The 23888-nt window shown below is 69.6% G+C and carries 24 protein-coding genes and 1 tRNA gene; 8 read left to right on the forward strand and 17 right to left on the reverse strand.

All coding sequences use genetic code 11. The features are described 5' to 3' along the window. Window positions 1-26: 26 nt before the first annotated feature. Window positions 27-602, reverse strand: coding sequence for a transglycosylase family protein (locus AC1HFH_RS07275; protein ID WP_480246660.1), 576 nt, complete (start codon window positions 600-602; stop codon window positions 27-29). 543 nt (window positions 603-1145) lie between these two features. Here AC1HFH_RS07275 and AC1HFH_RS07280 point away from each other — a divergent pair. Then, window positions 1146-1219: transfer RNA gene (locus tag AC1HFH_RS07280), tRNA-Met, on the forward strand. A 102-nt stretch (window positions 1220-1321) separates the two neighbouring features. Here AC1HFH_RS07280 and AC1HFH_RS07285 read toward each other — a convergent pair. After that, window positions 1322-1891, reverse strand: coding sequence for a TetR/AcrR family transcriptional regulator (locus tag AC1HFH_RS07285; protein WP_480246661.1), 570 nt, complete (start codon window positions 1889-1891; stop codon window positions 1322-1324). A 91-nt stretch (window positions 1892-1982) separates the two neighbouring features. On the opposite strand from AC1HFH_RS07285, the gene AC1HFH_RS07290 reads away from it, so the two are divergent. Continuing rightward, a complete protein-coding gene (locus AC1HFH_RS07290; RefSeq protein ID WP_480246662.1) occupies window positions 1983-2606 on the forward strand; it encodes an SRPBCC family protein in 624 nt (207 codons plus the stop codon). 39 nt (window positions 2607-2645) lie between these two features. Here AC1HFH_RS07290 and AC1HFH_RS07295 read toward each other — a convergent pair whose 3' ends face one another. After that, entirely contained in the window at window positions 2646-3554 is a 909-nt protein-coding gene (locus AC1HFH_RS07295; RefSeq protein WP_480247759.1) for an alpha/beta hydrolase, read from the reverse strand. 197 nt (window positions 3555-3751) lie between these two features. Here AC1HFH_RS07295 and AC1HFH_RS07300 point away from each other — a divergent pair, with 197 nt between their 5' ends. Together AC1HFH_RS07300 and AC1HFH_RS07305 are read left to right on the forward strand one after the other, a co-directional pair. Then, window positions 3752-4099 carry a hypothetical protein gene (locus tag AC1HFH_RS07300; protein WP_480246663.1) on the forward strand — a complete coding sequence of 116 codons (348 nt, stop codon included), beginning with the start codon at window positions 3752-3754 and terminating at the stop codon, window positions 4097-4099. Further along, window positions 4092-4727 (forward strand): Dabb family protein, encoded by a 636-nt coding sequence (locus tag AC1HFH_RS07305; RefSeq protein ID WP_480247760.1) that lies wholly within the window; start codon window positions 4092-4094, stop codon window positions 4725-4727. The genes AC1HFH_RS07300 and AC1HFH_RS07305 overlap by 8 nt, the downstream gene beginning before the upstream one ends. Before the next feature lie 67 nt (window positions 4728-4794). Here AC1HFH_RS07305 and AC1HFH_RS07310 read toward each other — a convergent pair whose 3' ends face one another. Next, window positions 4795-5862 carry a metallophosphoesterase gene (locus AC1HFH_RS07310; protein WP_480246664.1) on the reverse strand — a complete coding sequence of 356 codons (1068 nt, stop codon included), beginning with the start codon at window positions 5860-5862 and terminating at the stop codon, window positions 4795-4797. Window positions 5863-5982: 120 nt separating this feature from the next. Here AC1HFH_RS07310 and AC1HFH_RS07315 point away from each other — a divergent pair, with 120 nt between their 5' ends. Beyond that, window positions 5983-6318: an MmcQ/YjbR family DNA-binding protein gene (locus AC1HFH_RS07315; RefSeq protein WP_480246665.1), complete on the forward strand. Its 336-nt coding sequence runs from the start codon at window positions 5983-5985 to the stop codon at window positions 6316-6318. Between the two features lie 17 nt (window positions 6319-6335). Here AC1HFH_RS07315 and AC1HFH_RS07320 read toward each other — a convergent pair whose 3' ends face one another. The 6 genes from AC1HFH_RS07320 to AC1HFH_RS07345 form a co-directional block, all read right to left on the reverse strand. Next, the gene (locus AC1HFH_RS07320) at window positions 6336-7880 is read right to left on the reverse strand and encodes an alanine/glycine:cation symporter family protein (protein WP_480246666.1); all 1545 of its coding nucleotides are present in this window, start codon (window positions 7878-7880) and stop codon (window positions 6336-6338) included. A gap of 113 nt (window positions 7881-7993) precedes the next feature. Beyond that, window positions 7994-8251 carry an HPr family phosphocarrier protein gene (locus AC1HFH_RS07325; protein ID WP_480246667.1) on the reverse strand — a complete coding sequence of 86 codons (258 nt, stop codon included), beginning with the start codon at window positions 8249-8251 and terminating at the stop codon, window positions 7994-7996. 45 nt (window positions 8252-8296) lie between these two features. Further along, a complete protein-coding gene (locus AC1HFH_RS07330) occupies window positions 8297-10354 on the reverse strand; it encodes a PTS fructose transporter subunit IIABC (protein WP_480246668.1) in 2058 nt (685 codons plus the stop codon). An 11-nt stretch (window positions 10355-10365) separates the two neighbouring features. Then, a complete protein-coding gene (locus AC1HFH_RS07335) occupies window positions 10366-11325 on the reverse strand; it encodes a 1-phosphofructokinase family hexose kinase (RefSeq protein ID WP_480246669.1) in 960 nt (319 codons plus the stop codon). Beyond that, window positions 11322-12086, reverse strand: a complete 765-nt coding sequence (locus tag AC1HFH_RS07340) for a DeoR/GlpR family DNA-binding transcription regulator (protein WP_480246670.1) — start codon at window positions 12084-12086, stop codon at window positions 11322-11324. The genes AC1HFH_RS07335 and AC1HFH_RS07340 overlap by 4 nt, the downstream gene beginning before the upstream one ends. Window positions 12087-12241: 155 nt before the next feature. Next, window positions 12242-12460 carry a hypothetical protein gene (locus AC1HFH_RS07345; protein ID WP_480246671.1) on the reverse strand — a complete coding sequence of 73 codons (219 nt, stop codon included), beginning with the start codon at window positions 12458-12460 and terminating at the stop codon, window positions 12242-12244. A 166-nt stretch (window positions 12461-12626) separates the two neighbouring features. Between AC1HFH_RS07345 and AC1HFH_RS07350 the strand changes: the two genes are divergently transcribed. Both AC1HFH_RS07350 and AC1HFH_RS07355 read left to right on the forward strand, forming a co-directional pair. Beyond that, window positions 12627-13802 carry an alpha-hydroxy-acid oxidizing protein gene (locus AC1HFH_RS07350; protein ID WP_480246672.1) on the forward strand — a complete coding sequence of 392 codons (1176 nt, stop codon included), beginning with the start codon at window positions 12627-12629 and terminating at the stop codon, window positions 13800-13802. Window positions 13803-13895: 93 nt separating this feature from the next. After that, window positions 13896-14681, forward strand: a complete 786-nt coding sequence (locus AC1HFH_RS07355) for a DUF6319 family protein (RefSeq protein WP_480246673.1) — start codon at window positions 13896-13898, stop codon at window positions 14679-14681. A gap of 12 nt (window positions 14682-14693) precedes the next feature. Here AC1HFH_RS07355 and AC1HFH_RS07360 read toward each other — a convergent pair whose 3' ends face one another. Continuing rightward, entirely contained in the window at window positions 14694-16217 is a 1524-nt protein-coding gene (locus AC1HFH_RS07360) for a diguanylate cyclase domain-containing protein (RefSeq protein ID WP_480246674.1), read from the reverse strand. 220 nt (window positions 16218-16437) lie between these two features. Here AC1HFH_RS07360 and galK point away from each other — a divergent pair, with 220 nt between their 5' ends. After that, the gene (galK, locus tag AC1HFH_RS07365) at window positions 16438-17646 is read left to right on the forward strand and encodes a galactokinase (protein WP_480246675.1); all 1209 of its coding nucleotides are present in this window, start codon (window positions 16438-16440) and stop codon (window positions 17644-17646) included. Window positions 17647-17835: 189 nt separating this feature from the next. Here galK and AC1HFH_RS07370 read toward each other — a convergent pair whose 3' ends face one another. The 6 genes from AC1HFH_RS07370 to AC1HFH_RS07395 all read right to left on the reverse strand — a co-directional run bounded on the left by AC1HFH_RS07370 (window position 17836) and on the right by AC1HFH_RS07395 (window position 23791). Continuing rightward, window positions 17836-19287: a PepSY-associated TM helix domain-containing protein gene (locus tag AC1HFH_RS07370; protein WP_480246676.1), complete on the reverse strand. Its 1452-nt coding sequence runs from the start codon at window positions 19285-19287 to the stop codon at window positions 17836-17838. 543 nt (window positions 19288-19830) lie between these two features. Further along, window positions 19831-20394 carry a hypothetical protein gene (locus AC1HFH_RS07375; protein WP_480246677.1) on the reverse strand — a complete coding sequence of 188 codons (564 nt, stop codon included), beginning with the start codon at window positions 20392-20394 and terminating at the stop codon, window positions 19831-19833. Between the two features lie 40 nt (window positions 20395-20434). Further along, window positions 20435-22093, reverse strand: coding sequence for an acyl-CoA synthetase (locus AC1HFH_RS07380; RefSeq protein WP_480246678.1), 1659 nt, complete (start codon window positions 22091-22093; stop codon window positions 20435-20437). A gap of 195 nt (window positions 22094-22288) precedes the next feature. Next, window positions 22289-22945 (reverse strand): hypothetical protein, encoded by a 657-nt coding sequence (locus AC1HFH_RS07385; RefSeq protein ID WP_480246679.1) that lies wholly within the window; start codon window positions 22943-22945, stop codon window positions 22289-22291. A gap of 122 nt (window positions 22946-23067) precedes the next feature. Then, window positions 23068-23445, reverse strand: coding sequence for a PIN domain-containing protein (locus AC1HFH_RS07390; protein WP_480246680.1), 378 nt, complete (start codon window positions 23443-23445; stop codon window positions 23068-23070). A gap of 31 nt (window positions 23446-23476) precedes the next feature. After that, on the reverse strand, window positions 23477-23791 hold the full coding sequence (locus AC1HFH_RS07395) for a type II toxin-antitoxin system Phd/YefM family antitoxin (RefSeq protein ID WP_480246681.1): 315 nt from the start codon (window positions 23789-23791) through the stop codon (window positions 23477-23479). Window positions 23792-23888 lie beyond the last annotated feature (97 nt).

Consider the following 23888-nt stretch of genomic DNA (forward strand, 5'->3'; position numbering starts at 1 on the left):
AGCGCCGTGTTCGTGCAGGCCCTGGCTCAGCCGCCGAGGGCGATCAGCAGCGGGGCGTTGTCTTCCAGGAAGGCCCGGTACTGGTCGCCGTAGCCGAGCTGGTCGGCGAGGTCGGCGCCGGTGGCGGTGGCCTGCTCGACGGCGGCGGTCACCTCGGCCGGAACCTCGGCGGGCAGCTCGACCGGGACCTCTACCGGCAGGTCGGGGGTGACGGCCTCGATCTCGGGGGTCTCCACCGGGGCTGGGGCCGGCTCGGAGACGCCGTCCCGCAGGTACTGGCCGCAGGTCGGCCAGGCGCCGACGCCCTGGGTGGCGAGGACGTTCTCGGCCACCCGGATCTGCTCGGCCTTGCTGGCGTTGTGCGCGTAGCCGGTGCCGCCGTTCGCCTGCCAGGTGCTGTGCGAGAACTGCAGGCCACCGTAGTAGCCGTTGCCGGTGTTGATGCCCCAGTTGCCACCGCTCTCGCACTGGGCGACACCGTCCCAGTCGTGGGTGGGTGCGGCCGAGGCGGTGCCGCTGACGGCGAACGGGACGGCAACAAGGGCGCCGGTCATGGCGGCGAAGCCGAGGGCGCGGGTGCTGAACTTCCGGTTCTTGCTCATGTGGGTATCCCTCCCTGCGTCCGCCGGCGCGACCGATCCGGTGCGCGTCCCTGCCCCCAGGTAGTCGGGGTCTGGCAGGCATCGCGGGACAGGGCTGTCGGCGTGCGGCGATGCGTGCCGGTGCCCGTCACTGGTTGTTTCGGGCTCGATTCGACGGTAACGAACAGATCTCGACCGATCACGTCTTGATAACAGGACCCGGCTGTGGCAGAGATTTTCCCGATTTCGATGTTTGAGCAGCTCTGGAATGGTTAATGTATGTAAAACACTCTCGTGTAATTTACCTATTCTGTGTCGGACGTCACCGGTAAATTGTGATCGCGCGCACTTTACGGCGTCTATTCGAGATATCGAGTGACCCGAGACGAAATTCTCGCCGCATGATCCCGCCCACTTGCCGGATCAAATGTGCTGTACATCACACACACTCGGCCTGGGTCGGGTGATTCCGTGCCCCCGAATCGCCCCATGGGTGCCATGAAGCGCTGTTGACCAGGTGATTTGGCGGATCTGCACATCCGTGTGTAATGTTGTGTTCACCGACGCGGGGTGGAGCAGCTCGGTAGCTCGCTGGGCTCATAACCCAGAGGTCGCAGGTTCGAATCCTGTCCCCGCTACTGAAACAGTGGCCCCGGAGAATCCTCCGGGGCCACTGTTGTTTGCGTTCGGAGTGGGTTGCGGACTGGTGCCCCTGTGAAGACTTCGTCTCCGATTTCCGATCACCCACGCTGTGCTTCCAGTAGGTCGAGTAGCTCGGTCATCAGCTGCTCCGGTGTCGGCTCGGTGCCGTCCTTGCGGAGGTGTCCGGACAGGTCCAGGGCGGTCAGTCCGTGTCCGAGGGACCAGATCAGCGGGAGAATTCGGTCGGGGTTGCCCGGGAGGGTGCCGTCGGTGGTGGCTGCGGTGACGCAGTCGTGCATGGCCCGACGAGCGGCGGTGGCCGCGGCATCGAGTTCGGCATGGTCGTCGGGTTCCCATCGGCCGAAGGTGAGGTCGAACCGGGCTGGGTGTTGTTGTGCCCAGTGTAGGTAGCCGGCCCCGGCGGCGCGCACCTTGTCGATTCCCACGTCCCGCGCCGCTGCGGCGGTATCGATCAGTTCGGCGAGGGTGGTCAGGTGTGCGGCGGCGACCGCCGCCAGTAGGTCGCGCTTGTCCGTGAAGTGCTTGTACGGCGCATTGTGGGAAAGTCCCGCTCGGGCGCCGACTTCACGCAAGGTGACCGCTGCCGGTCCGCCCTCGTCGATGAGCTGGGCTGCCACCTCGATGAGTCGCTCACGCGTCGTCTGCATTCCGGGCAATCTATCGCACCCGAGGTTGACGGCGTCAACCGGGCTGCCTATCGTTTAGTTGACAACGTCAACCTAAGGTCAGGATTCGGATATGGTGTCCATTCGAGCTATCGGCGCCGCGGTGGGTGCGGTTGCCACATTGCTGATTCCGGGCAGTGCCCAGGCGGCGCCGACTCCGCCCGCCTACACTGAGCCGCGGCCGGAACCGGCCATCGGCGGATACGTCGAACACGCCGAAACCGTGGTCGTCGACGTACCGCGCCATGAGTTCCTCGCCTGGGTGAATCGGCCGGAGCTGGGACTGGCCGATCTGGTGCAGAACACCGGTTTCGGGCCGACCGTGGTCGCAACGGAGAGTCTTCGTGGCGACTGGGATCCGGCCGGTGACCGCACCGGCGATCGGCGGCGGGTGCGGTTGGACAGTGGCCACTATCTGGCCGAGGAAGTACTGGTCGACACAGACGCCGAGTTCCGCTACCAGATCTGGGGATTCACCGACCCGGTGCAACGGGCTGTGATCGCCTACGCCATAGCAGGTTTCGAGTACTCCGAACAAGGCGATTCGACCCGGATCGAGTGGGTCTACCGGTTTCGCCCCACCGATCCGCTGCTGCGCCCGGTCGTTGCCGCCTATGTCCGGCACACCATGCCGGCGATGATGAGCGGAACCCTGGCAAGGATGAAGGACGGTGCCGAGGAGGCGGTGCACCGCTAGGCGCCGCCTCCTCGTCTCGGCCACTGCGGCCGAGGCGGGTCAGTCTTCGGCCGGCTCGTCCAGCACGTCACGCATCATCGTCCAGATCTCGGCACGCGCGGCCACGGTGGCGGACAGGGCGGGGATGGTGAGGAATCCGTGGAACAAACCGTCGTAGCGGCGGTGCCGGACGGGGACACCGGCGGCGGCGAGGCGGTCGGCGTAGGCGTCGCCGGAGCTGCAGGGCGGGTCCAGTTCGGCAGTGATCACCACGGCGGGCGGGAGGCCGGTCAGCGCGGGGGAGCGGGTCGGCACCAGGCGGGGGTCGTCGGTGCCGGTCGGGGCGTACTGTTGCCAGTACCACCGCATCGCCTTGGTGGTGTTGTAATAGCCGGTGCCGAAACGGCGGTAGGACTCGGTGTCGAAATCGTCGTCGATCACCGGATAGAACAGCATCTGCGCGGCGAGGGCGGGGCCGTTGCGGTCGCGGACGGCGACGGCGACGGTGGCGGCGAGGTTGCCGCCCGCGCTGTCCCCGGCGACGGCGATCCGGGCCGGGTCGCCCCCGTAATCGCCGGCGTGTTCGGCGGCCCACTGCACCGCGGCGTACATGTCGTCGTGGGCGGCCGGGGCCCGGTGTTCGGGGGCGAGCCGGTAGTCGACCGAGATCACCACGGCGCCGACCCCGGCCGCCATCGACCGGCAGAACTCGTCGTGACTGTCCAGATCGCAGAACACGAAACCACCGCCGTGCGCGAACACCACCACGGGTAGTGCGGCGGCGTCGTGATGCGGACGGTAGATGCGCACCGGCAGTTCGCCACCCGGCCCGGCGACGGTCCGGTCGAGCACCCGGTGCATATCCGGCTGCCGCTGCAGCGGTGCCCGCCGGGCCCGGATGGCCGCGCGCAGTTCGGGCGCCGACATCGTCGTCACGTCCGGGAAGCCGGCGTCGAGGGTGGCGAGCATCGTCGCCACCTCGGGATCCAGGGTCGGTTCGGCGCCGTCACCCGGCACGGTCTGAACGGTCACTGCGGATGCCTCCTCGCAGACGTCGCGGCGTGTCCGGCCATGGTGGATTCCGCGCGGCTCGCCGGGAATCGGGTCCTCCCGGTGAGTGGACGATGCCGCTGCGCCGAACCGCCCGGGCCGCCTACCTTCGCCGCATGGGACAGACCGAGGTCTACGTGATCGACCGGGTGGTCACCGCGCCCGGCCGGGCCCGCGAATTCGTCGACCGCTATCTCGCCGAGTACGCGCCCGGCGCCCGGGAGCGCGGCATGGTGCTCGATCGGATCGTGGTGAGCCCGCCGCTGTGGCTGGCCGACGAGTCGAACACGGTATGCGCCACCTGGGTCGTCGCCGGCGCCCGCGGCTGGTGGGAGATGACCTGGAAAGGCCGGCCGGACCCGGCAATCGGGCAGTGGTGGGATGCGATCGACGAGCTCGTGGTCGAGCGGGATCGCAGCACGGCCGCGGCCGCGCAGGACGTCGACGGGCTTGCCGATGTATAAGGCCACCCAACTGGTGCATCTACCGCCGGGAGCCGGTCGCGGTGCACCGATCCGCGAGCTGCGTGCCCTGGCCGCGACGACCTCGGCCCGCCGGGCGCTGATCGAGCCGACCCTGCCGGGTGTCCGCAACGGCGGCGATGTGCTGGTGCACTGGCAGTTCGACAGCGAGCAGCTGTGGCGGGCGGTCGCCCGTGAGGTCGACGAGCTGCTGCGGGAGTTCGCCCCGGCCCGCGTGGACCTCGCCGAATATCGAGGCACGGCAGATGGTCCGGCGGAGCCCCGCACCCCGGGCTCGGTCTACCGGGTGCTTCTGCTGCGGGTGGAACCGGGTACGCCCCGGGCGGTGCTGGACCGATTCGAGGCCGACCTGCTCGCCATGCCCCGGCATATCCCGGCCATCCGGGCCTGGCAGTTGAGCCGGGTGACCCGCGCCGCCGGAGCCTCCCGGTGGACGCATGTCTTCGAACAGGAATTCGCCGATCTCGACGGCCTGACCGGTCCCTATCTGATGCACCCGATCCACTGGGCCCGGGTGGACCGGTGGTTCGATCCCGAATGTCCCGAGGTGATCATCCGGGACCGGGTCTGCCACAGCTTCTGCGTCTGTCCGGCACCTGTGCTCGGTTGAGGTCGAGCAGCCGTCTGCAAGTGGCTCGCTGCGGTCCCGGGACCGGCTCGCGCACCCGCATTCGACGTCAGGCCAGGCGATGCCGGAAAGTCGTTGTCGAGGCGCCGGTTTCGAGATCGACCGTGACGGCACGCAGATCGATCGCGGCGGGGGAGAGGTCGAGCACCAGGAACCCGAGATCGTCGTAGTTCTCGTAGCGGGCGGCGCGCTCGCCCGCCCGCTTACCGCCGGAGGTCTTCGCGGCGGCACCGCTGACGAGCTGGCGGGTCCCCTTGGACTCCGCGGTGGGTTCCAGGACCTGCAGGTTGTGGTCGTGCCCGGAGAGCAGCAGCTGCACCTTGCCGACCACATGGTCTTCGAAGAACTGCTTCGCATGCACCCCGTTGAGCGGCGGGATCGGCAGCCCGTCATAGTTGCCGGCGTCGCCGTGCGGCCCATTGCTCAGATACGGCTGATGGGTGCAGGCGATCTTCCACTGGGCCGGGGATTCGGCGATGGCGCGATCCAGCCAGGCCCGCTGGGCCGACATGTATTCGCCGTCCACGGCCCAATAGGGATTGAGCAACGGCGGGATATAGGCGGCGAGCGGATTGATGTCGAGTACGAAGAACTCGACCACCGGATTCCGTTCGGGGACGCGCACCGAGTAATACCGGCTCGGCATCCACCAGCGCGCCGAGTGCGCGTGGTATTCGACCTCGTGGTTACCGCGCAGCAGCCAGCCGCCGTCGCCCGGGAACACCGAACTCGTGTCGTGATTGCCGAGCACCATCGCCCACGGGAAGTCCAGGCCGGTGTTGGGGTCCTCGAACTTCGCGGCGAACTGCGGGTCGGTGCCGCTGTCGGGGCCGTGCTCGTAGATGTTGTCGCCCAGCCCGATCGCCATCGAGAACGGTTCCCGGGCGTGGAATTCGCGCGCCGCATCGGCCACTGCCCACTGGGTGCGGGTGCCGGTACCGGCATCGCCGGTCACCAGGACCCGCAGTGACCGGCTGCCGGGGAAGGGGAACTTCTCGATGCCCTCGGCGACCGGCACCGCCTGTGCCGGTGACAATCCGACCAGCGTGGTGCCCAGGGCCAGCCCGGTGGTGGCGGCCAGGAATTCGCGCCGCCCCAGATTCGCACCGTTGTCCACCGGGGTTCCTTCCGCCGATCGATCGAATGGCCCGACGGCCGGCGGGCCGTCGACGCGGGCCACTGTAGTGCAGCGATGTGGCCGGTCGGGTGTCGGTATCGCCTGGCAGGATCGTCGACCATGAGTTCCACCGGTGAGGAAGTCCGAGCTTTCGCCCTGTCGTTACCCGAGACCACCGAACGGTTCACCTGGGGGATGCCGATCTTCCGGGTCGCCGGGAAACTGTTCCTCACGCTGCCCGAGGAAGAGACGTCGATGGCGGTGCGCTGCCCGATCGTCGAACGCGACGAACTGGTGCTCGCCGAACCGCACAAGTTCTGGATCGCCGACCACGAAGCGGCCAACGCCTGGGTCCGGGTCCGGCTGGGCCGCCTCGACGATGCCGACGAGATGACGGCCATCGTGCTCGACTCCTGGCGTCAGTCCGCGCCCCGGCACCTGCTCGACGAACAGTAGCCGGCCGCCGGACCCGGTCAGGTGGAGCTGCCGGCGCGGTCCCGTTCACCGGTCGGCTCGTAGGTCTCCCAGAAATCGGCGCCCGCGATATCGAGGGGCGCCGGGTCGAACACCGGATCCTTGCCCTGTTTGCGCTGCCGCTCGTAATCGCGGAGGGCGAGGAAAGCCGGCCGTTGCAGGATGATGATGCCGACGATGTTCAGCCAGGCCATCAGGCCGACGCCCAGGTCACCGAGCGCCCAGGCATCGGTGGCGGTGGAGACGGTGCCGACGACCACCGAGACCAGGATTGCCGCCTGCAGCACCAGAGTGGTGTTGGAACCGACGGTGCCCCGCAGCACCGGTACCGATACCCGGGCGTACCTGCCGACGACGAATCGGAGGTTGGTTTCCGCCATGTAGTAGTAGGCGATGATCGTGGTGATGCAGAAGAACGCCAGCGAAACGGCGATGAAACCGGCGCCCATGCCCTGCCACAGGGTATCGATACCGGCTTGCGCGAAGGCCGGACCGGGCTCGGTGCCCGTGGCGAGCACGCCCCCGTCGGACAGGACCCGCCCGTCGGCGCTCTCGCCCTCGAACACCCGGTAGGCGCCGGTGGACAGAATCACCAATCCGGTTGCCGTGCAGATGAACAACGTGTCGATATAGACCGCGAACGCCTGCACCAGCCCCTGTTTCGCCGGATGTGACACCTCGGCGGCGGCTGCGGCGTGCGGTCCGGTGCCTTGTCCCGCTTCGTTGGAATAGATGCCGCGTTTCACGCCCCACATCACCGCCGCCCCGACGATGGCGCCGAACGCAGCGTCGGTGCCGAATGCACTGGCGAAGATCGTGCTCAGTACAGCGGGGATCTCGGCGGCGTTGAGCACCACGATGATCAGTGCCAGCGCAATGTAGATCACCGCCATGAACGGCACCACCACTGCGGCGAAAGAGGCGATGCGTTTGACACCGCCGATGATCACGAAGGCCAGCAGGATCACCGCGCCGACCGCGACCACCCATGGTGCGATGCCCCATGCCTGGTCCATCGCGGCCGCCATCGAATTGGCCTGCACGCTGGGCAACAGCACACCGCATGCCAGAACCGTCACCGCCGCGAACACGAATCCGTACACCTTGAACGCCGGTGCTGCCGCGGTATGCGATTTCGCCCGGGCCAAGTAGTACGCCGGGCCGCCGCGGTATTCGCCGGACAGCGGATCGCGGGTCTTGTAGATCTGCCCGAGGGTGCATTCCACGAACGAGGTGGAGGCGCCCAGGAATGCGACGATCCACATCCAGAACAAGGCACCCGGACCACCGAACGCGATGGCGGTGGCCACGCCGGCGATATTTCCGGTGCCGACCCGGCCGGACAAGGACATGGAGAGTGCCTGGAAGGACGAGACTCCGGCCGCGGATTTCTGCCCGCGGAACATCAACCGGACCATCTCCGGTACCTGACGGATCTGCACGAACCGGGATCGGATCGAGAAGTACAGTCCGGCGGCCAGGCACAGATAGACCAGGGCATCGCTCCAGACGTAGCTGTTCAGTGTTTCCAGAAACGCGGACAAGGAACCCTGCTTCCATCGATGACTCGGGGCGTGCGCAGGAGATCCTCGCACGCCCCGGGTAAACGTCGGTTACCGGCTGGTTACCTGGCTGTCAGCAATGGTCCGCGGCACGTTCATGCGTCCAGATCGCTGGCCACCATTCCGGCGATCTTGTCCAGGGTGGCCTGATCGTCGCAGCTGACCACCACCTCGGCGCCCTGCGTGGCGCCGAGGGCCATGATCATCAGCGCCGAACCGGCATCGACCGGGTCGCCCCCGGCGGTGGCCAGAGTGACCGGATGGCCGGCCGCGGCGACGGCTTCGGCAATCAGGGCGGCGGGCCGGGCGTGCAGGCCGATCGAGGAACCGACGGTGACGGTGGTGCTCGGCATGGGATGCTCCTTCGTTTTCGGGGACGGGTCGGTATTCGGGAGTCGTCAGACGGTGGTGAGTACCTCGGCCGGAGCCGGGACACGCGGCCGCAGGAACTGTTTGGCGAGCGTGACGCACAGTGCGGCGACCAGCGTGCCCGCCGCGAGGGCCGCTACGAACCAGGCCAGGCCGCCGATGGCGAAGAACACGAAGATGCCGCCGTGCGGGGCGCTGAGGGTGACCCCGGTGGCCATCACCAGACCGCCGGTGACGGCGCCACCGGCCATCATCGACGGCAGTACCCGGACCGGATCGGCGGCGGCGAACGGGATGGCGCCCTCGGAGATGAACGACGCTCCCAGCAGCCAGGCGGCCTTGCCGTTCTCCCGTTCCGCCGGGGTGTAGAGGCCGGGACGGACCGTGGTGGACAGCGCCATCGCCAGCGGCGGCACCATCCCGGCCGCCATCACCGCGGCCATCACCTTCAGGGTGGCCGGATCGCTGACCGACAGACCGGCCACGGCGAAGGCGTAGGCCGCCTTGTTCACCGGTCCACCCAGGTCGAAGCACATCATCAGCCCGAGGATCACGCCGAGCGCGACGGCCGAACCGCCGGACAGGCCGCCCAGCCACTCGGTCAGGGCCTCGGTGACCGCGGCCAGGGGTTTGCCGAGCAGGACGAACATGGCGACGCCGACGATCAGCGACGCGCCCAGCGGGATGACCACCACCGGCATCAGACCCCGCGCCCACGGCGGCACGGGCAGCCGGCCGACCCACAGCGCCGCGAAGCCGGCGATCAGGCCGCCGACCAGGCCGCCGAGGAATCCGGCGCCGACGAACACCGCGACTGCACCGGCCGTGAAGCCAGGTGCCAGCCCGGGCCGGTCGGCGATGGCGAAGGCGATATAGCCGGCCAGCGCCGGAACCAGGAACCCGAAGGCCAGCGCACCCAGCTGAAACAGCACGGCACCCAGGTAGGTGGTGAAACCGCCGGTCGGGAGATCGGTGATGGAATTGTTCAGCACGATGTTCTTCGCGGTATCGCCGTCGCCGATCTCGTAGCCGGCGAACAGGAAGCCCAGCGCGATGAGCAGGCCACCGGCGGCCACGAACGGGATCATGTAGCTGACCCCGGTCAGCAGAATCTGCCGCAGCCGGGTGCCCCAGCCCAACCGCCCGGCGGTGGGCCGTGGCCCGGCGGCCGCCGGGGCGTCGCCCCCCACCGTGGCGGCGTCCGGGTCCGCGGCCGCCCGGACGGCCTCGGCGACCATGGCGTCGGGTTCGTTGATGGCCCGTTTGACTCCCGATTCGACCAGCGGCTTCCCGGCGAACCGTTCCCGGCCCTGCACCCCGACATCGGTGGCGAACACGACCGCCTCCGCCCGAGCGATCGCCTCGGCGGCCAGTGCGGTGCCGCCGCTGGATCCCTGGGTTTCGACGAGAACCTGCACTCCGGCGCGGTCGCCCGCGGCGACGAGGGCGTCGGCCGCCATGTAGGTGTGCGCGATTCCGGTGGGACAGGCGGTGACGGCGACAATGGTGCGTGCGGCCGGTTCCGGCGGCTCCGGTGCGGCGGTCGCCGCCGAGGGCTCGGTACCGGGACCGGAATCCGGCTCGGCCGGTGGTGGTTCGGTGCTGGACGGTGGCCCGGGAGCGCTGGGCCCGCCGATCACGCCGTCGACGAGTTCGACCACGGCCGCGGCGGTCGGTGCGGTGCGCAGCGCTTCGACGAAATCGGGCCGGACCAGGGCGCGCGCCAGGCTGGAGAGCACCTTCATATGCTCGGCTCCCGCTCCTTCCGGTGCGGCGATCAGGAACACCAGATCGGCCGGGCCGTCGGCGGCGCCGAAAGGCACCGCGGGCCGCAGCCGCGCGAAGCCGAGCGAGGGCGTGGTGACTTGCGGTACCCGGCAGTGCGGGATGGCGATACCGCCGGGCAGCCCGGTCGCAGACTGCGCCTCCCGGGCGAGCGCGGCCGCGGCGACCGCTTCGGCATCGGTGCTGCGGCCGGCCGCGGCGAGCCGGGTGGCGAGGGCGGTGATCACCTGCTGCGGGTCGGTGCCGAGGTCGGCGTCCAGGGTGATCAGATCCGTGGTGATGATCGGTGTCGATTCGGACATGGCGGTGACTTTCAGCGGTCGGCGGTCGCGGCCGGGATCGGCAGCGTGGTGACGGTGACCGCGGCGCGGTCGACGTGCTGCGGTGCCGGGAGCTCGGTTCCGGGCAGCGCGGTCGCGGCGCTGCCGTAGGCGACCGCGGCACGCAGCCGTTCCGCGGGGCCGGCGCCGGCGATATCGGCGAGCAGATATCCGGCCAGCGCGGCATCACCCGCGCCGACGGTGCTGCGGGCGGTCACGGCCGGCGCCGCGGCGACCCAGGCGCCCTCGGCGGTGACCAGGACGGCACCGGCGGCGCCCAGGGTGGCCAGGACCGCCTGGACTCCCCGCGTGAGCAGGCCCGCGGCGGCGGCCGCCGCGCGAGCAGGGTCGGCCGGCTCGGCCAGGGGAACTCCGGTGAGCTGGGCCAGCTCCTCGGCGTTGGGCTTCAACAGCGCCGGAGCGGCCGCCGGAAAGCGGCCGGCCAATGCCCGCAATGCAGCGTCGGAGGTATCGACGGCGATGCGGGCACCCGGTAGCCGGGTGACCAGCTCGGCGTACCAGTCCACCGGTGCGCCGGGCGGCAGGGACCCGGACAGGACGATCCAGTCTGCCCGGGAGGCGAGGGTTTCCAGCCGGGCGGCCAGCTCGGCCCGGGTGGCCGCGGATTGCGGGCGGCCGGGTTCGTTGATCTTGGTGGTGGTGCCGTCGGGTTCGGCGAGTGTCAGATTGGTCCGGGGCGCCGCGTCCACTTCGACCGCGGCACAGGCGATCGACAACTCGTCGAGCGCCGCGGCGACCGGATCGTCCGGGCCGGTCGGCAGCACCGCTACCGTGTCGGCGCCGGCGGCCGCGACCACCCGGGACACGTTGACGCCCTTACCGCCCGGATGGGAGATCACGGTGGTGGCCCGCTGGACGGCGCCGCGCCGCAGCGGTTCGCCGAGTGCGATGGTGCGGTCGATACCGGGGTTGGCAGTGAGCGTGACGATCATGCCGCCACCACCTCGAGGCCCGCGTCGCCGAGTTCGGTCTGCACCGGTTCGGCGAGGTCGGTATCGGTGATCAGGACATCGATATCGGAACAGCTGCCGAACCGGACGAAATCCTCCCGGCCGATCTTGGTGGCGTCGGTGACCACGACGACCTGGTTGGCGGCCGCGATCATGGCCCGCTTCACCGCCGCCTCCTCCGGGTCGGGCGTGGACAGGCCGTGCCGGACGGTCAGCGCATTGGTGCCGATGAAGGCGACGTCCACCCGCAGCTCACCGAGGCTGCGCACGGTGTCGGCGCCGACAGCGGCCTGGGTGACACCGCGGACCCGGCCGCCGAGCAGCTGGACCTGCACCCCGGTGAAACCGGTGAGGCGGGTCGCGATCGGCAGCGAGTTGGTGACGGCGACGAGCTCGCGGTCGCCGACCCCGGCTGCCACCCGGCCGGTGGTGGTGCCGGCATCGAAGACGACGCTGCCGCCGGCCGGGGGCAGATAGGTCCGGGCGACCGCGGCGATCCGGTCCTTCTCGGCGCCCCGGCTCTGTTCTCGTTCGCCGGTGCCCAGCTCGAAGGTGGTGAGCGCGCCGGCGGGAACGGCGCCGCCGTGTACCCGCCGGATCAGTCCCGCCCGGTCCAGTGCCGCCAGATCGCGGCGCACGGTCTCGGTGGTGACGTCGTAGCGGTCGGCGAGTTCGGCGACCGAGACCCGGCCGCGCTCCCCGGCCAGTGCCGCGATGGCCTGCTGGCGTTCCTCGGCGTACATCCGTTCCTCCTGCCGCGAATTCTGTGTTCATGTTGTTTTATGCCCGTTTGTGTGGCCATGTCAAGACATAAATGTGCGCCGGAACACATCGATGCAGAATCGCTACCTAGGGGTGTCCGGCGTGCGTGGAACGGTGTGGTGTCGGGGCCGGCCGGTCAGTCGAGGTCGGCGGTCAGCGGGTCGGGCAGGGCGCCCTCGGCGGCCCGGAGGCGGTCGGTGACCGAGGTCAGCAGGTCCATGGACTCCGTCGAGAGGCCGAGTGCCAGCTCGAGTAGATGACGGACGTCCGGATCGGCGACGGCCGAGGCGATACGGACATCCGGGTCGACGGGTGCGACCGAGTGATCGACGAGGTTCACAGCAGGGGCACTCACATTCTCCGAACAGGTTCAGCCACGGTGCGGTGCTGCACCGGCTTGCGACGGCGACGACGGCCGCGCGGGATGCTGCGGCCGTCGGTCGTTCTATACCACCGAGTATGACGCACATTACAGCGGCATCGGTCACATCGCGCCCCGGCGCGCATGGAACGCTGTGGGGATGAGTCAGTTCGCCGACTATCAGAACGAGATCTACCTGGCCGCGCTGGGCGGGAACCTGCCCGAGTTCCCGATGGACTACGCCGCCCTGGAGGCCAAGGCCGCCGCCGCACTTCCGGACGGCCTGCACTTCTACATCGCTGGTGGGGCCGGTGACGAACTCACGCAGCGCCGCAACGCCGAGGCCTTCGCGGACTGGGGGCTGGTGCCGCGGATGCTGGTGGGCGCCACCGAACGCGAGCTGTCGGTATCCGCGTTCGGCCACACCTTCGCGAGCCCGTTGTTCATGGCGCCGGTCGGGGTGATCGGCCTGGTCACCGGCGATCACCACGGTGATGTTGCGGTGGCCCGGGCGTCGGCGGAAACCGGTGTGCCCGCGATGTATTCGACTCTGATGGAGGACCCGCTGGAGGAGGTGCGCCCGCACGCCGGGGAAACGCCCGCCTTCTTCCAGCTCTACACTCCGAAGAACCGCGAGCTGGCCGAGAGCCTGGTGCACCGCGCCGAAGCGGCCGGATATGCCGGAATCACCGTCACGCTGGACACCTGGGTGCCCGGCTGGCGGCCCCGCGATCTGTCCACCGGCAATTTTCCGCAACTGCGCGGCCATGTGTTGAAGAACTATACGAGCGACCCGGTGTTCCGGGCGATGGTCGGCTCCGACGATCCGAAACTGGTGGTGCTGAACTGGATTGCCACCTTCGGTAATTCGCTCACCTGGGCCGACCTGGACTGGCTGCGTGGTCTCACCGAGCTGCCGATCATCCTGAAGGGCATCTCGCACCCGGAGGATGCCCGGCGCGCGATCGACCACGGTGTCGACGGTATCTACTGCTCCAATCACGGTGGGCGGCAGGCCAACGGCGGGCTCAGCGCCCTGGAGACGTTGCCGGAGGTGGTGGCGGCCTGTGCCGACCGGGTGCCGGTGCTGTTCGACTCCGGCGTGCGGTCGGGGTCGGATGTGGTGAAAGCGCTCGGGCTGGGCGCCACCATGGTCGGCCTGGGCCGCCCGTACGTGTACGGCCTGGCGCTCGGCGGGGTTCGCGGCCTGGTCCATGTGCTGCGGATGTTCGCCGCCGAGGCGGATCTGCTGATGGCGGTCAACGGATATCGCGATGTGGCGGCGGTCCGGGAGAACATCCGGCCGAGCACCGCCGGTCGGCCGAGCCGGCCCTGATCCGGGCGGGCGGACACAGCTCCGTCCCATCGTGTCGGTGGGATGGTGCATCATCGTGGGCGCCGCTGTAGTACCCGACCCCGGAGTTCTGTCATGTCCGCCTCCCGCTCTGCCAAATCCGCCCCAGCATCATTGTCCGAGAACGAGATCCAGCAGATCACCGGTGAGATCGAGGCCGGCCGGCCGCCGATGGTGTGGTTCACCGCGGCGGCGGTCGGAGTCACCGAGGGTCGTTCCGGCAAGGTGGTGGCGGTCGGCGACCCTGCGGACGGTGATTTCCTGCAGGTACGTCCGACCGGTTCGAAGGACGTCCTGTCGTTCGGGCCGTCCGAGGTGACGCTGACCAAACCGGCGCGCGGGTCTACCGTGAACGCCGGAGCCGCCGCAGCGCGGAGCAAGCCGCAACAGCAGTCCGAATCGAGCAGGAGGGGATCCACCGTGACCCAGTCGTCGACTCCGCCCAACTCCGTGCCGGCGCCGGCCGCCGCGGCGAAACCGGCCGGCGCGGATCGTGCGCGGCCGGCGCCCGCGGCGCAGGCGGCGGACTCGGGTAAGCCCGCCACCCCGCCGGCCGCGAAGCCGGCCAAGGCGACCACGGCCCGGAAGTCGAAGGCCGCCGCCGAAGTGACCGTCACCCTCACCGGCAGCGCGGACGGTGAATGGACCGTCGATGTGGTGAACGGAAAGAAGCGCACGGTGCGGGCAGTGGCGGTGCCGAGTACCGCGGTGGCCAAGGCCGCCGAACTGCTGCATCCGGAGGTGGCCGAGGTGGTGGCCGGGATCCTGGAGGCGGCGCGCGGCGCCCAGCGGGCCAAGGTGGAGCAGTTGCAGGCCGAGCTCGATCAGGCCCGTCGGTTACTGGACGAATTGAGCGTCTGAGGCGGATATCGGTCAGGCCGGCCGGACCGCCGGTTCGGTCTGGCCGGCCCACCGGCGCCGGGGCCGGCCGGTGGCCTCGGGGCTCCGGAGATCGTCGTAGCAGGTGAACCCGAGGCTGTACTCCTTCGCGTGGTACATCGCGGCGTCGGCGGCCCGCAGCAGGTCGTAGACGCTGGATTCCCGGTGGTGTGGAGCGCACGCGATGCCGATGCTGGCGGTGATGGGTATTTCGCCGCTGCTCAGTTCGAAGGGCCGGACGAAGGCGCCGAGCAGGCGTTCCGCCAGCACCATGGCCTCCGCGCGGGTGGCGGGCGCCAGGATCACGAATTCGTCACCGCCGTATCGGGCGACGATGGTGCCGCGGGCGACGGTGCGCCGGATCCGGCAGGCGGCGTTGGCGATCAGTTCGTCGCCGACGGCATGGCCGTAGCTGTCGTTGACCGTCTTGAAACCGTCGAGATCGATGAACAGCAGGCTGATCGGGGAGTCCGCCCAGTCGTGGCGGTGGTTGCCCGGGGCACGCAGCAGTGCGGCCCGGTTCAGCAGTCCGGTGTGCATATCGTGGTCGGCGCGGTAGCGGGCGCGGCGTTCACTGCGTTCACTGCGGGCGATGGCTCGTTCGCTGCGCAGCAGCACCCCGATGAGCAGGAGGGCGAGCAGACTACAGATGACGATGCGGTCCAGCGGCCCCGGGTCGGTGCCGATCGTGGTCGTCAGCGAGGCGACCACCAGTCCGACCGCGATGGCGCAGGCCCGCTGCCGGGAACGGCTGGGGTGGATCGGCCGGGGTTCGCCCAGTGCGGCCATGCTGGGATGCAGTGCGGCGACGCCGGCCAGCAGATAGGCCAGTTGCCGCAGGGTGAGCAACAGTTCCGGCGGGACCGGGATCAGTCCGGCGAGCGCGAGGCTCTCACCGATCCCGCTGATGAGGACTGCGACGAGGGCCGCGTGCAGCAGCCGCAGGGCAGGGATCCCGCCCGAGGTGGTGGCCAGGGAGTGCGTGAGCACGATCAGCAGCACTGCGTCGATCACCGGGTACACGGCGGCCAGGGCCAGATCGGCGGTGCCCGGATCGGCCTGCAGGATCGGTGCCACGAGAAAGGTCCAGCTGGCCAGGAGGGCGCTGAGCCCGATCAGGGCGGTGTCGAGCAGCAGGTCGAAACCGTTGCCGAGCCGCCGGGGCCGCATCCAGCCGACGGCGGCCGGAGTCAGGGTCGCGTAGCCGGCGAGCACCAGCAGTTCCACCGTTGCGGTGGAGTCGCGGCGGCCGTATTCCCAGAGCGTGCTGCCGGCCGCGAACAGCAGCATCGAGATGCCGAGCAGGTACCAGGGCAGTGCGTGCGCCGGCCGGTACCGGGCCACCCCGGCATACACCATTATCAGCGCGGCCAGCACGGTGGTCGTCAACAGGACGAAAGAGACCGCCGGGGAGGCGATGAGTAGCTGCAGACCGGCGGCGCACAGTCCGGTGACCAGGATCGGGACATGCCAGCGGCCGGCGCGTCGGGTACCCGGCCCGCTGTCGCCGATCTTCATCAGCCCCCCTCGGTGCTGTATTCACCGGCGCCGTCGCAGGGATACCCCACCGAGTATTGTTGTCCGAGCAGAATTCCCAACCGGTCGCAGGCGTCCGGCACCAAAAAACCTGTCCAACTCATTCGATCATGTCACGAAATATCGCGAATGTCCGCCGTTGCCGGGATCCGGTGGCCGGCGCCCCTGCGTAGGGTGGGGATTTCGAGGGAGGTGTTCGGCGATGCAACGGTGGTCCGCACCCGGCCGGGTGAACGTGATCGGTGAACACACCGACTACAACGACGGCTTTGCATTACCGATCGCAATCCCGCATGCCGTCGAGTGCACGGTGGCTCCCGGCCGGGACGGCTGGATCCGGGCAGTTTCCCGGCAGCGCCCCGGCCGGGTCGCGGAGCTGTCCCTGGCGAGTCCGGCCCCGGTCGCCGCGGCCGGACCGACCCGCCGGGCGGCCGGCGATTGGGCGCGCTATCCGTTCGGGGTGGCGCAGGAATTCCACCGCCGCGGCTTCCCGGTGCCAGGGGTCACGCTGGAAATCGACGGCGCGGTGCCGATCGGCGCGGGATTGTCGAGTTCGGCCGCATTGTGTTGCGTGGTTGCGGTGGCACTGCGCGATCTGTGCGCTCCGCAGCTGACCGATCGGGAACTCGTCGAGATCGCCCGGCTGGCCGAACACGGTTCCGGTGGGGTGCCGACCGGCGTGCTCGACCAGTGCGCCTCGGTGCTGTGCACCGCCGGGCACGCTCTGCTGCTCGACTTCCGGGCATACGCGGCCGATGCGGGCTGGAGCCGGGAACACGCCCTGATTCCGTTCGACCTGTCCCGGTACGGTCTGCAGCTGCTGGTGGTGGATACCGGCGAACCGCACGACCTCGCCGACGGCCGGTACGCGCAGCGCCGGACCGAATGCGCCGCGGCGGCAGCCGAACTCGGTATCGCATCATTGCGCGAACTGACCGATCCGGGTGCCGACGAGCCCTCCGGACCGGCGACCGCACCCGGCAGCGTGCGTACTGCGGCGGCCGGTGCGGCCCGCCGGGTGGCCGGGGTGCGGGATCCGGTGCTGCGCCGCCGCGCCCGGCATGTGGTCACCGAGAACGCGCGGGTGCTGGCCGCGGCGGCGGTGCTGCGGACCGGTACCGACCCGCGGCGGATCGGGGCGCTGCTCTCGGCATCGCACGCCTCGCTGCGGGACGACTTCGCCGTATCCACGGGCGCACTGGACCTGGCGGTGAGCGCGGCAGTGACCGCCGGAGCGCACGGCGCACGCATGGTCGGCGGTGGTTTCGGCGGTAGCGCCATTGCCTTGATCGAGGAGATCCACCGCGAGCGGGTAACCGACCAGATCCTGCGCGCCTTCCAGGTCCGTGGCCTTGCCGCCCCCAGCGTCTTTCCGGTGTCGGCGGGCGCCGGCGCCCGCCGCATCGCTTGACCCGGACTGCGGCGGCGAAGGTGCCTCGGTACCTCAGGTGCCGCTCGACCGGAAGCAGCAGGCGGGAATGTCGAGCCGCGACCGGCGGGCTGCTCGGGTTCTAGAGGCGGGAGCCGATCCGGTACCGCTCCCGGCCGGGCCCGATGCTGTGCGCACCCGGCCCGGGCGGTCATCCTTACTCCGGCAACGTCACCTGGTGGCGGCCCGGCCGCGCCGGATGCGGCCCGCGACCGCGTCCACGGCGAGGAATGCCAGGAGCGGCAGGCCGATCAGCGGTGCGAACCAGCCGATCACCATGGCGGCAATGGCCAGCGGGACGACGATCGACCACGGGGTGCGGCGGAGTCCGCCGCGTTTCGGCGGTTTTCCGGCTGCGTAGCGGCGCGGATCGCGGGTGGGGCGGCGGCGCCACCACATCAGGTAGCCGAGCACGATGACGGCCGTCAGCGCGACCATCGCGGCGAGCAGCAGCAACTGGTTGGGCAGACCGAACAACAGGCCCATGTGGAAGGCGATACCCCAGTTGGTCAGCTTGGCCATCAACGGCCAATCGGCGAAGTCGAGCCGGGCGGTGACGGCCCCGGTCGCACCGTCCACGGCCACCGAATCGGCGGTATAGGTTCCCGGCATCCGCCGCTGTTTCACGACGTACGCGGTGCCGGATTCGGCGGGCACCGTGATCTCGACGCCGCGGGTGATCCCCGCGGCACGGGCCGCCTCGTACACCCGTTCCACGGTGGCTCCGTCGACCGCGGTCCCGGTGGCCGCCGCATCGGATCCGCCGGCGTGCCCCTCATGCGCGCCGGTGGCCGGGCCGGGCCGTCCCACGGTGCCGGTGTCCACCTTGGGGGTGGTCCAGCTCAGTTCCCGCCGCAACTCGCCGATGTTCTCGCCGGCATAGGTCGACCAGGTCATCCCGGTCACCGAGAGCAGCAGCAGGATCGGCAGGATCCACACGCCCGCCGTGGCGTGCCAGTTCATCTTGCGCCGGGCGGGATTCGACAGATCCGGGGTCACCAGCCACCGGGCCGACTTCCGGTCAGGGCGGCGGCGCACCCGGTACAGCCACAGGCCCACCCCGAACAAGGCGATCACCCACAGCCAGGACGCGGCCAGCTCGCTGTAGAGGCGGCCGAAATCGCCGAGATGCAGACTGCGGTGCAGTTCGCTGAGCCAGGCCCGCAGCGGCAGCGCGCCGCCGCTGCCGTAGACCATGGCCTCGCCGACGGGTTCGGCGGTGTGCGGGTTCACGAAGACGGCGTGCCGCTGGGAGTCACCGAGCGTCGGATCGTCGAAGATGACCCGGGTGGTCTGCCCGGGCTCGGGGGCCGGCGCCACGGCCGTCAGTTCGAGGTCGGGCCGTGCTGCGACCGCCGCATCGACCTGTTCGGCCAATGGTCGCTGGGGACCGGAATCGGTCACCGAGAGCAGGTCGCGGGAAACGATGGATTCCAGGGTCGGAGAGATCGCGTAGAGAGCGCCGGTGACCGCGGCGATCAGCAGGAACGGGGCCACGAAGATGCCTGCGTAGAAGTGCAGGCGCAGCCCGAGGAGGTACACACCCGTCCGGGTGCGGGCGGGTGCGGTCGATCCGGGGGCCGAACGCTTGTCGGTACCGGGATCGTTGTCGGTGAGTGTCATGTTCTTTCGTTCTCGGTCGGGTCGAACACCCGATACACCCCGGTGCTGCGTCGTCACCCTGGTTCACGGTGTCGCGCGGCACGTTCCCCCGCACGCACGGCACGGCTCCAGGGCGATGCGCGATGCCGGGACCGCGTGCGCCCGGTCGGGCACTTGTCGGGGACGTGCGAACTGCGCGGCTACCCGGCCGTGCTCCGGGTGGCGGACGCCGAGCCGCGGTTCGGTGCGTGCGGACCGTGCCGGTGCCCTGGGCCCCGGCACGTGCTACCCGCACGATCACGGTGTCCGCGGGCGGACGGCATTCGTATCGGGCATCGGTCGGGCGCTCCGGGTTCGGGCGGGCCGGCTGCACGACGGCGTGAGCCCGGCAGCCGCACGACGTGAGTGGACTGCGCAGCACGGTGCGGGACATGCTCACGGCGTCTCGTCCGAGTGGACCGGTTCGCGGACACGTCCGAACGCCGCCGGAACCCCCGTGTGCCGGATGGCCCGCAGCCTCCGCGGCATGCGGTGGGCCCGGGATTCGGGTGTATCGGTATGGAATCAGCAGCCGAGAGCGAGTGGTGGTCCGCGGGTCTGCGCCGGTGTACCGGCCAGGATGCGCAGGACGATGTCGGCCCGGTACAGCGACCGCAGTGGTGCGGGCTCGGGAGCGATGGTGTGGCGGAATCCGAACGGCAGGGCACGGGTGAGTGCGGCACAGCCGATGCGGTAGGTGGCTTCGGCCCCCAGCACGACGATCGCCGCGGCGACGGCCGCGGCGATATGCGCAGTGATCATGCCGGGGGTCATCTGCAGGTCGCCGTGCTGCAGATGACCGGAGCCCCAGCCCATGGCGATGTGTCCGAGCAGCTGGCCCGCGACGAGTGCGCCGATCAACCCGACCGTCGTGGTGCGCAGCGGCCGCGCACCGGCGACGACGGCACCGACGGCGGTCGCGGTGGTGATCAGCAGCGCCATCGAGGTGCCGGACGGAGCCGTACCGTCGGAGGCCCAGCCGTGTGCGGCGACGGACAGGGCACCCGAGAACGTCCCGGCCGCCGCACCCCGCAACCGCGCGATCGCGGTGCGGACCGGCGGGCGGGCCGGGACGAACTGGATGCTCACCGGGCGATCATAGCCGAGTCGTACTCGGCTCCGCCGACGGTCACTCGCCCTCGTACGGCATCTCCATCAGCGGTTTGCGCAGCAGCTTTCCGGTGGCGTTGCGGGGCAGTTCGTCCAGGAAGATCACCTCGCGCGGCACCTTGTACCGGGCCAGGTTCTCCTTCACGAAGTCCTTGATCTCCTGCGGGTCCCGCTTGGATTCGGGGCCCGGCACCACGATGGCCCGCAACCGCTTGCCGAACGTGCGGTCGTCCACCCCGACCACGGCGGCCTCGAACACATCGGGCCGTCCGGAGATCAGGTTCTCCACCTCCAAGGGGAAGACGTTCTCCCCGCCGGAGACGATCATGTCGTCGTCGCGGCCGTCGATGAACAGCAGCCCGTTCTCGTCGAAATGCCCGACGTCGCCGCTGGACATCATGCCGTCGACGATCTCCTTGGTGCGGCCGTCGGTGTAACCGGAGAAGGCGAAGCCGTTGTCGACGAAGATCGTCCCGGTGACGTTCGGTTCCGTGATCGGCTTACGGTTCTCGTCCAGCAGCGCGATCTTGATCCCGAGCGGCGGGCGACCCGCCGTGGTCGGTGCCTTACGCATATCGGCGGGGGTCGCAACGGTCATCACCGCGCATTCGGTGGACCCGTACAGGTTGTAGAGGCTGTCGCCGAAGTAGTCCAGGGTCCGGTTGACCACATCCGGTGGGATCGCCGAACCGGCCGCGAAGATCACCCGGATGGTGCGTGGGTCGTATTTCGCGAGCACCTGCTCGTCGAGGTCCAGGATGCGCTGCAGCATGGTGGGCACCACCACCAGCGAGTCGGCCCGGTGCTCGGCGATATTGGCGAGGGTTCGCTCCGGGTCGAAGCGGCGTTGTTGGAAGATCACCCGGTTGCCCAGCGCCAGCCCCAGGGTGAACTGGGACAGGCCGGTGCCGTGGAAGATCGGGGCCGCCATGATCATGGTGCCGTTGGCGGGCAGCGGCACCCGGTCGAGGAACTGCGCCGAATTGAACGGGCTCACCCGGTCGCGCGGGGCGCCCTTGGGGGTGCCGGTGGTGCCGCTGGTGAGGATGACCATGCCGCCGGGCTTCGCGGGCGCCGGCAGCGGCGCACCGGACCGGCCCTGCGACAGCGACGCGACCGTCGGGAGTTCGGGATCGACTTCGTCGTCTTCGTCCACCCAGGTGAGAATGCGCGGGATCTCGGCGGGGATAGCGCTCATCAGCTCGACGAACTCGCTGTCGTGCAACACCGCCTTGACCTTCTCGCGGGCCGCGACGTCGGCGAACTGCGGTTTGGCGAACCCGGTGTTCATCAGCACTGCTCGGACGCCGAGCTTGCCGGTCGCCAGCAGGCTGAGCACCATGCCGCGATGGTCGCGGGCCAGCACCGCCACCACATCACCTTGGCCGAGTCCTTGTGCCTGCAGGCCACGGGCGAAGGCGTTGGCTTGCCGGTCCAGTTCCCCGAAGGTGAGTTCGCCCTGTTCGTCGACGATGGCACCGGCCTCGGGGCGGGTCTGCGCGGCATGCATGACGACCCCGGCGAACGGGCCGAATTTCAGAACGTTGTACGCGGACCGCACGGCGTGGTCGGGGCGCAGCGGATCGAACAGCTTGCGCTTGCGCATGACGTTGACGCTGAGCGCCATGTCGCCGGCCCGGCGCGCGCCGTCGCCGATCACGGAGAGAGACAGAGACATCGACAGCCTTCCGGCAGACCGGTCCCATCCGTGGATGGGCGGACCGCTTCTTCGAGATCCAGTGCTGTCGCCCACAGTAGCAAGCAGAATGACTTTCTGGGACCCTCGTCTCAGACAGTTATCCCGGATTGGTGTCACTTCACAACAGCGCCGTGGCCGGAGGGTTTCCGGCCACGGCGCCCTCGGATCCGAGTGTCAGCTCTGTACGGCACCGAACGACGGCTGCTGGATGGTGCCCAGCGCGTACTGGTAGCCGTCGGGATGATCGTCGGAGACCGGCACCGGCCACCGGTGCCACAGGTTGCCGTACACCGCCGCCACCACCAGGCCGGGTCCGGGATCGAGGACCTGCGAGCGGATGGTGGTGTCCACAGCGATGTCCTCGTGCTGGTCCAGCACCGCCGTACCGCTGCGGCCGTTGGCCAGGTTCAGCCACATGACCTCCAGCTTCGCCTCACCCTGGAAGGGGGAGATGGTGCCGGGACCGCCGAAGAAGCCCATCCGGAAACCGTCCACATCGAGTGCGATCCCGGAACCGTACATGCCCGGGCCGTCACCGCGGCCGATATCCGAGGTGGCCGGGACCTGGAAGGGCTGGGCCGGGAGTGCGGCCTCGATCGTGCCCGAGTCGATGATCGCGTCGAGCTCGTCCAGGGCATCCAGGGCGGCCGGATCGTCGGCCACCGAACCGCGCAGCTGGGTGATGGCGTCGGCGACGTCCACCGTGGCCGCGGTGTCCGGTTGGGCGGCCGCGGGGCCGGCGAAGACGAGCGTCGCGGCGGCGGTGGCCGCGATCGCGGTGGTGAGCCGGCGCAGGAAGGCCGGACGGCGCACGGAAGTCGAACACTGCATAACCAGATCTCCTCGCGTTTCCCTGGTACTGCTGTCGGAACTCTTCGGCTGTGAGCCGGGTCACGATGGCTCGAGCGTGCACGGTACCCGGGACGAACGGGCGGGGCCGGACCGGCCCCTGGTCACGGCATCGGCGCGATGGCGACCTTGTACCCGCGATACAGCTCGGGATTGGCGGTCAGGACCGGCATATCGAGGTTCTGCGCGGTCCACACCACCGGAGCGACCAGAGGCCAATCGGTGTGATCGTCGGCCATCGGTACCCCGGTGCCGACGCGGATCGCGGTCGGCGCATCGAGTTCGGCCCAGCGCACCGCCACCCGGTTGTCCAGGAGCCGGCCGAGCTCATCGATGTTGTCGACCGCCCGCATGGCCGCCATCAGGCTGACGCTGGGGACCACCATGATCCGGCGCTGCTGGGTGAACTGGCGCATGATCACCTGCCCGAACAGTGGGGATCGGGCCAGTGAGGTGAGTGCGGTGTGGTCGGCGACGCTCACGCCGAAGGCTCCCGGCGCCGCGGCGCACGCTTCACGCGGTGCCCGCAGCGGCGTTGTCGAGAGCCGCCATCACCTGCTCGAGGCGATCCTGGACGGCCGCGACCTCGGATTCCGGATGCCGGTTGATCCGTTCGTCGAGCCCGCCCAGGATCTCCCGGCGCAGCGAATCGTCGAAGTAGGCCGGCGGCAGCGCCGCATGCCGGAGCACTTCCGCGGGAACCACTGCCACCAGTTCCTTCCCCTCCCGTGTCACGATCACCGGCCGCCCGGTGGCGGCAACCTCACCCATGACGTTGCCGAGCTGTCCGCGCAACTCGGTCAACGGAACAGTCTCGTAGTCGGCCATATCCCACTGTACACCGCGCTGTACAGCACGACCTGTGCCGCAGTGCGTTCTCGCGCGTTCACGCCGCGGTGTCGTTTCGCGCGTTCACGCCGCGGTG

Source organism: Nocardia sp. KT25-26, from assembly GCF_056627695.1.

Excerpts from the sequence above, each read along its gene's own strand:
- AC1HFH_RS07305 (WP_480247760.1), top strand. The coding sequence starts at position 4,092 with ATGTATAAGGCCACCCAACTGGTGCATCTACCGCCGGGAGCCGGTCGC.
- galK (WP_480246675.1), top strand. The coding sequence starts at position 16,438 with ATGCAACGGTGGTCCGCACCCGGCCGGGTGAACGTGATCGGTGAACAC.
- AC1HFH_RS07340 (WP_480246670.1), bottom strand. The coding sequence starts at position 12,086 with ATGTACGCCGAGGAACGCCAGCAGGCCATCGCGGCACTGGCCGGGGAG.
- AC1HFH_RS07395 (WP_480246681.1), bottom strand. The coding sequence starts at position 23,791 with ATGGCCGACTACGAGACTGTTCCGTTGACCGAGTTGCGCGGACAGCTC.
- AC1HFH_RS07275 (WP_480246660.1), bottom strand. The coding sequence starts at position 602 with ATGAGCAAGAACCGGAAGTTCAGCACCCGCGCCCTCGGCTTCGCCGCC.
- AC1HFH_RS07335 (WP_480246669.1), bottom strand. The coding sequence starts at position 11,325 with ATGATCGTCACGCTCACTGCCAACCCCGGTATCGACCGCACCATCGCA.
- AC1HFH_RS07295 (WP_480247759.1), bottom strand. The coding sequence starts at position 3,554 with ATGCTCGCCACCCTCGACGCCGGCTTCCCGGACGTGACGACGATGTCG.
- AC1HFH_RS07300 (WP_480246663.1), top strand. The coding sequence starts at position 3,752 with ATGGGACAGACCGAGGTCTACGTGATCGACCGGGTGGTCACCGCGCCC.
- AC1HFH_RS07350 (WP_480246672.1), top strand. The coding sequence starts at position 12,627 with ATGAGTCAGTTCGCCGACTATCAGAACGAGATCTACCTGGCCGCGCTG.
- AC1HFH_RS07370 (WP_480246676.1), bottom strand. The coding sequence starts at position 19,287 with ATGACACTCACCGACAACGATCCCGGTACCGACAAGCGTTCGGCCCCC.
- AC1HFH_RS07325 (WP_480246667.1), bottom strand. The coding sequence starts at position 8,251 with ATGCCGAGCACCACCGTCACCGTCGGTTCCTCGATCGGCCTGCACGCC.
- AC1HFH_RS07330 (WP_480246668.1), bottom strand. The coding sequence starts at position 10,354 with ATGTCCGAATCGACACCGATCATCACCACGGATCTGATCACCCTGGAC.
- AC1HFH_RS07290 (WP_480246662.1), top strand. The coding sequence starts at position 1,983 with ATGGTGTCCATTCGAGCTATCGGCGCCGCGGTGGGTGCGGTTGCCACA.
- AC1HFH_RS07380 (WP_480246678.1), bottom strand. The coding sequence starts at position 22,093 with ATGTCTCTGTCTCTCTCCGTGATCGGCGACGGCGCGCGCCGGGCCGGC.
- AC1HFH_RS07315 (WP_480246665.1), top strand. The coding sequence starts at position 5,983 with ATGAGTTCCACCGGTGAGGAAGTCCGAGCTTTCGCCCTGTCGTTACCC.
- AC1HFH_RS07355 (WP_480246673.1), top strand. The coding sequence starts at position 13,896 with ATGTCCGCCTCCCGCTCTGCCAAATCCGCCCCAGCATCATTGTCCGAG.
- AC1HFH_RS07385 (WP_480246679.1), bottom strand. The coding sequence starts at position 22,945 with ATGCAGTGTTCGACTTCCGTGCGCCGTCCGGCCTTCCTGCGCCGGCTC.
- AC1HFH_RS07285 (WP_480246661.1), bottom strand. The coding sequence starts at position 1,891 with ATGCAGACGACGCGTGAGCGACTCATCGAGGTGGCAGCCCAGCTCATC.
- AC1HFH_RS07360 (WP_480246674.1), bottom strand. The coding sequence starts at position 16,217 with ATGAAGATCGGCGACAGCGGGCCGGGTACCCGACGCGCCGGCCGCTGG.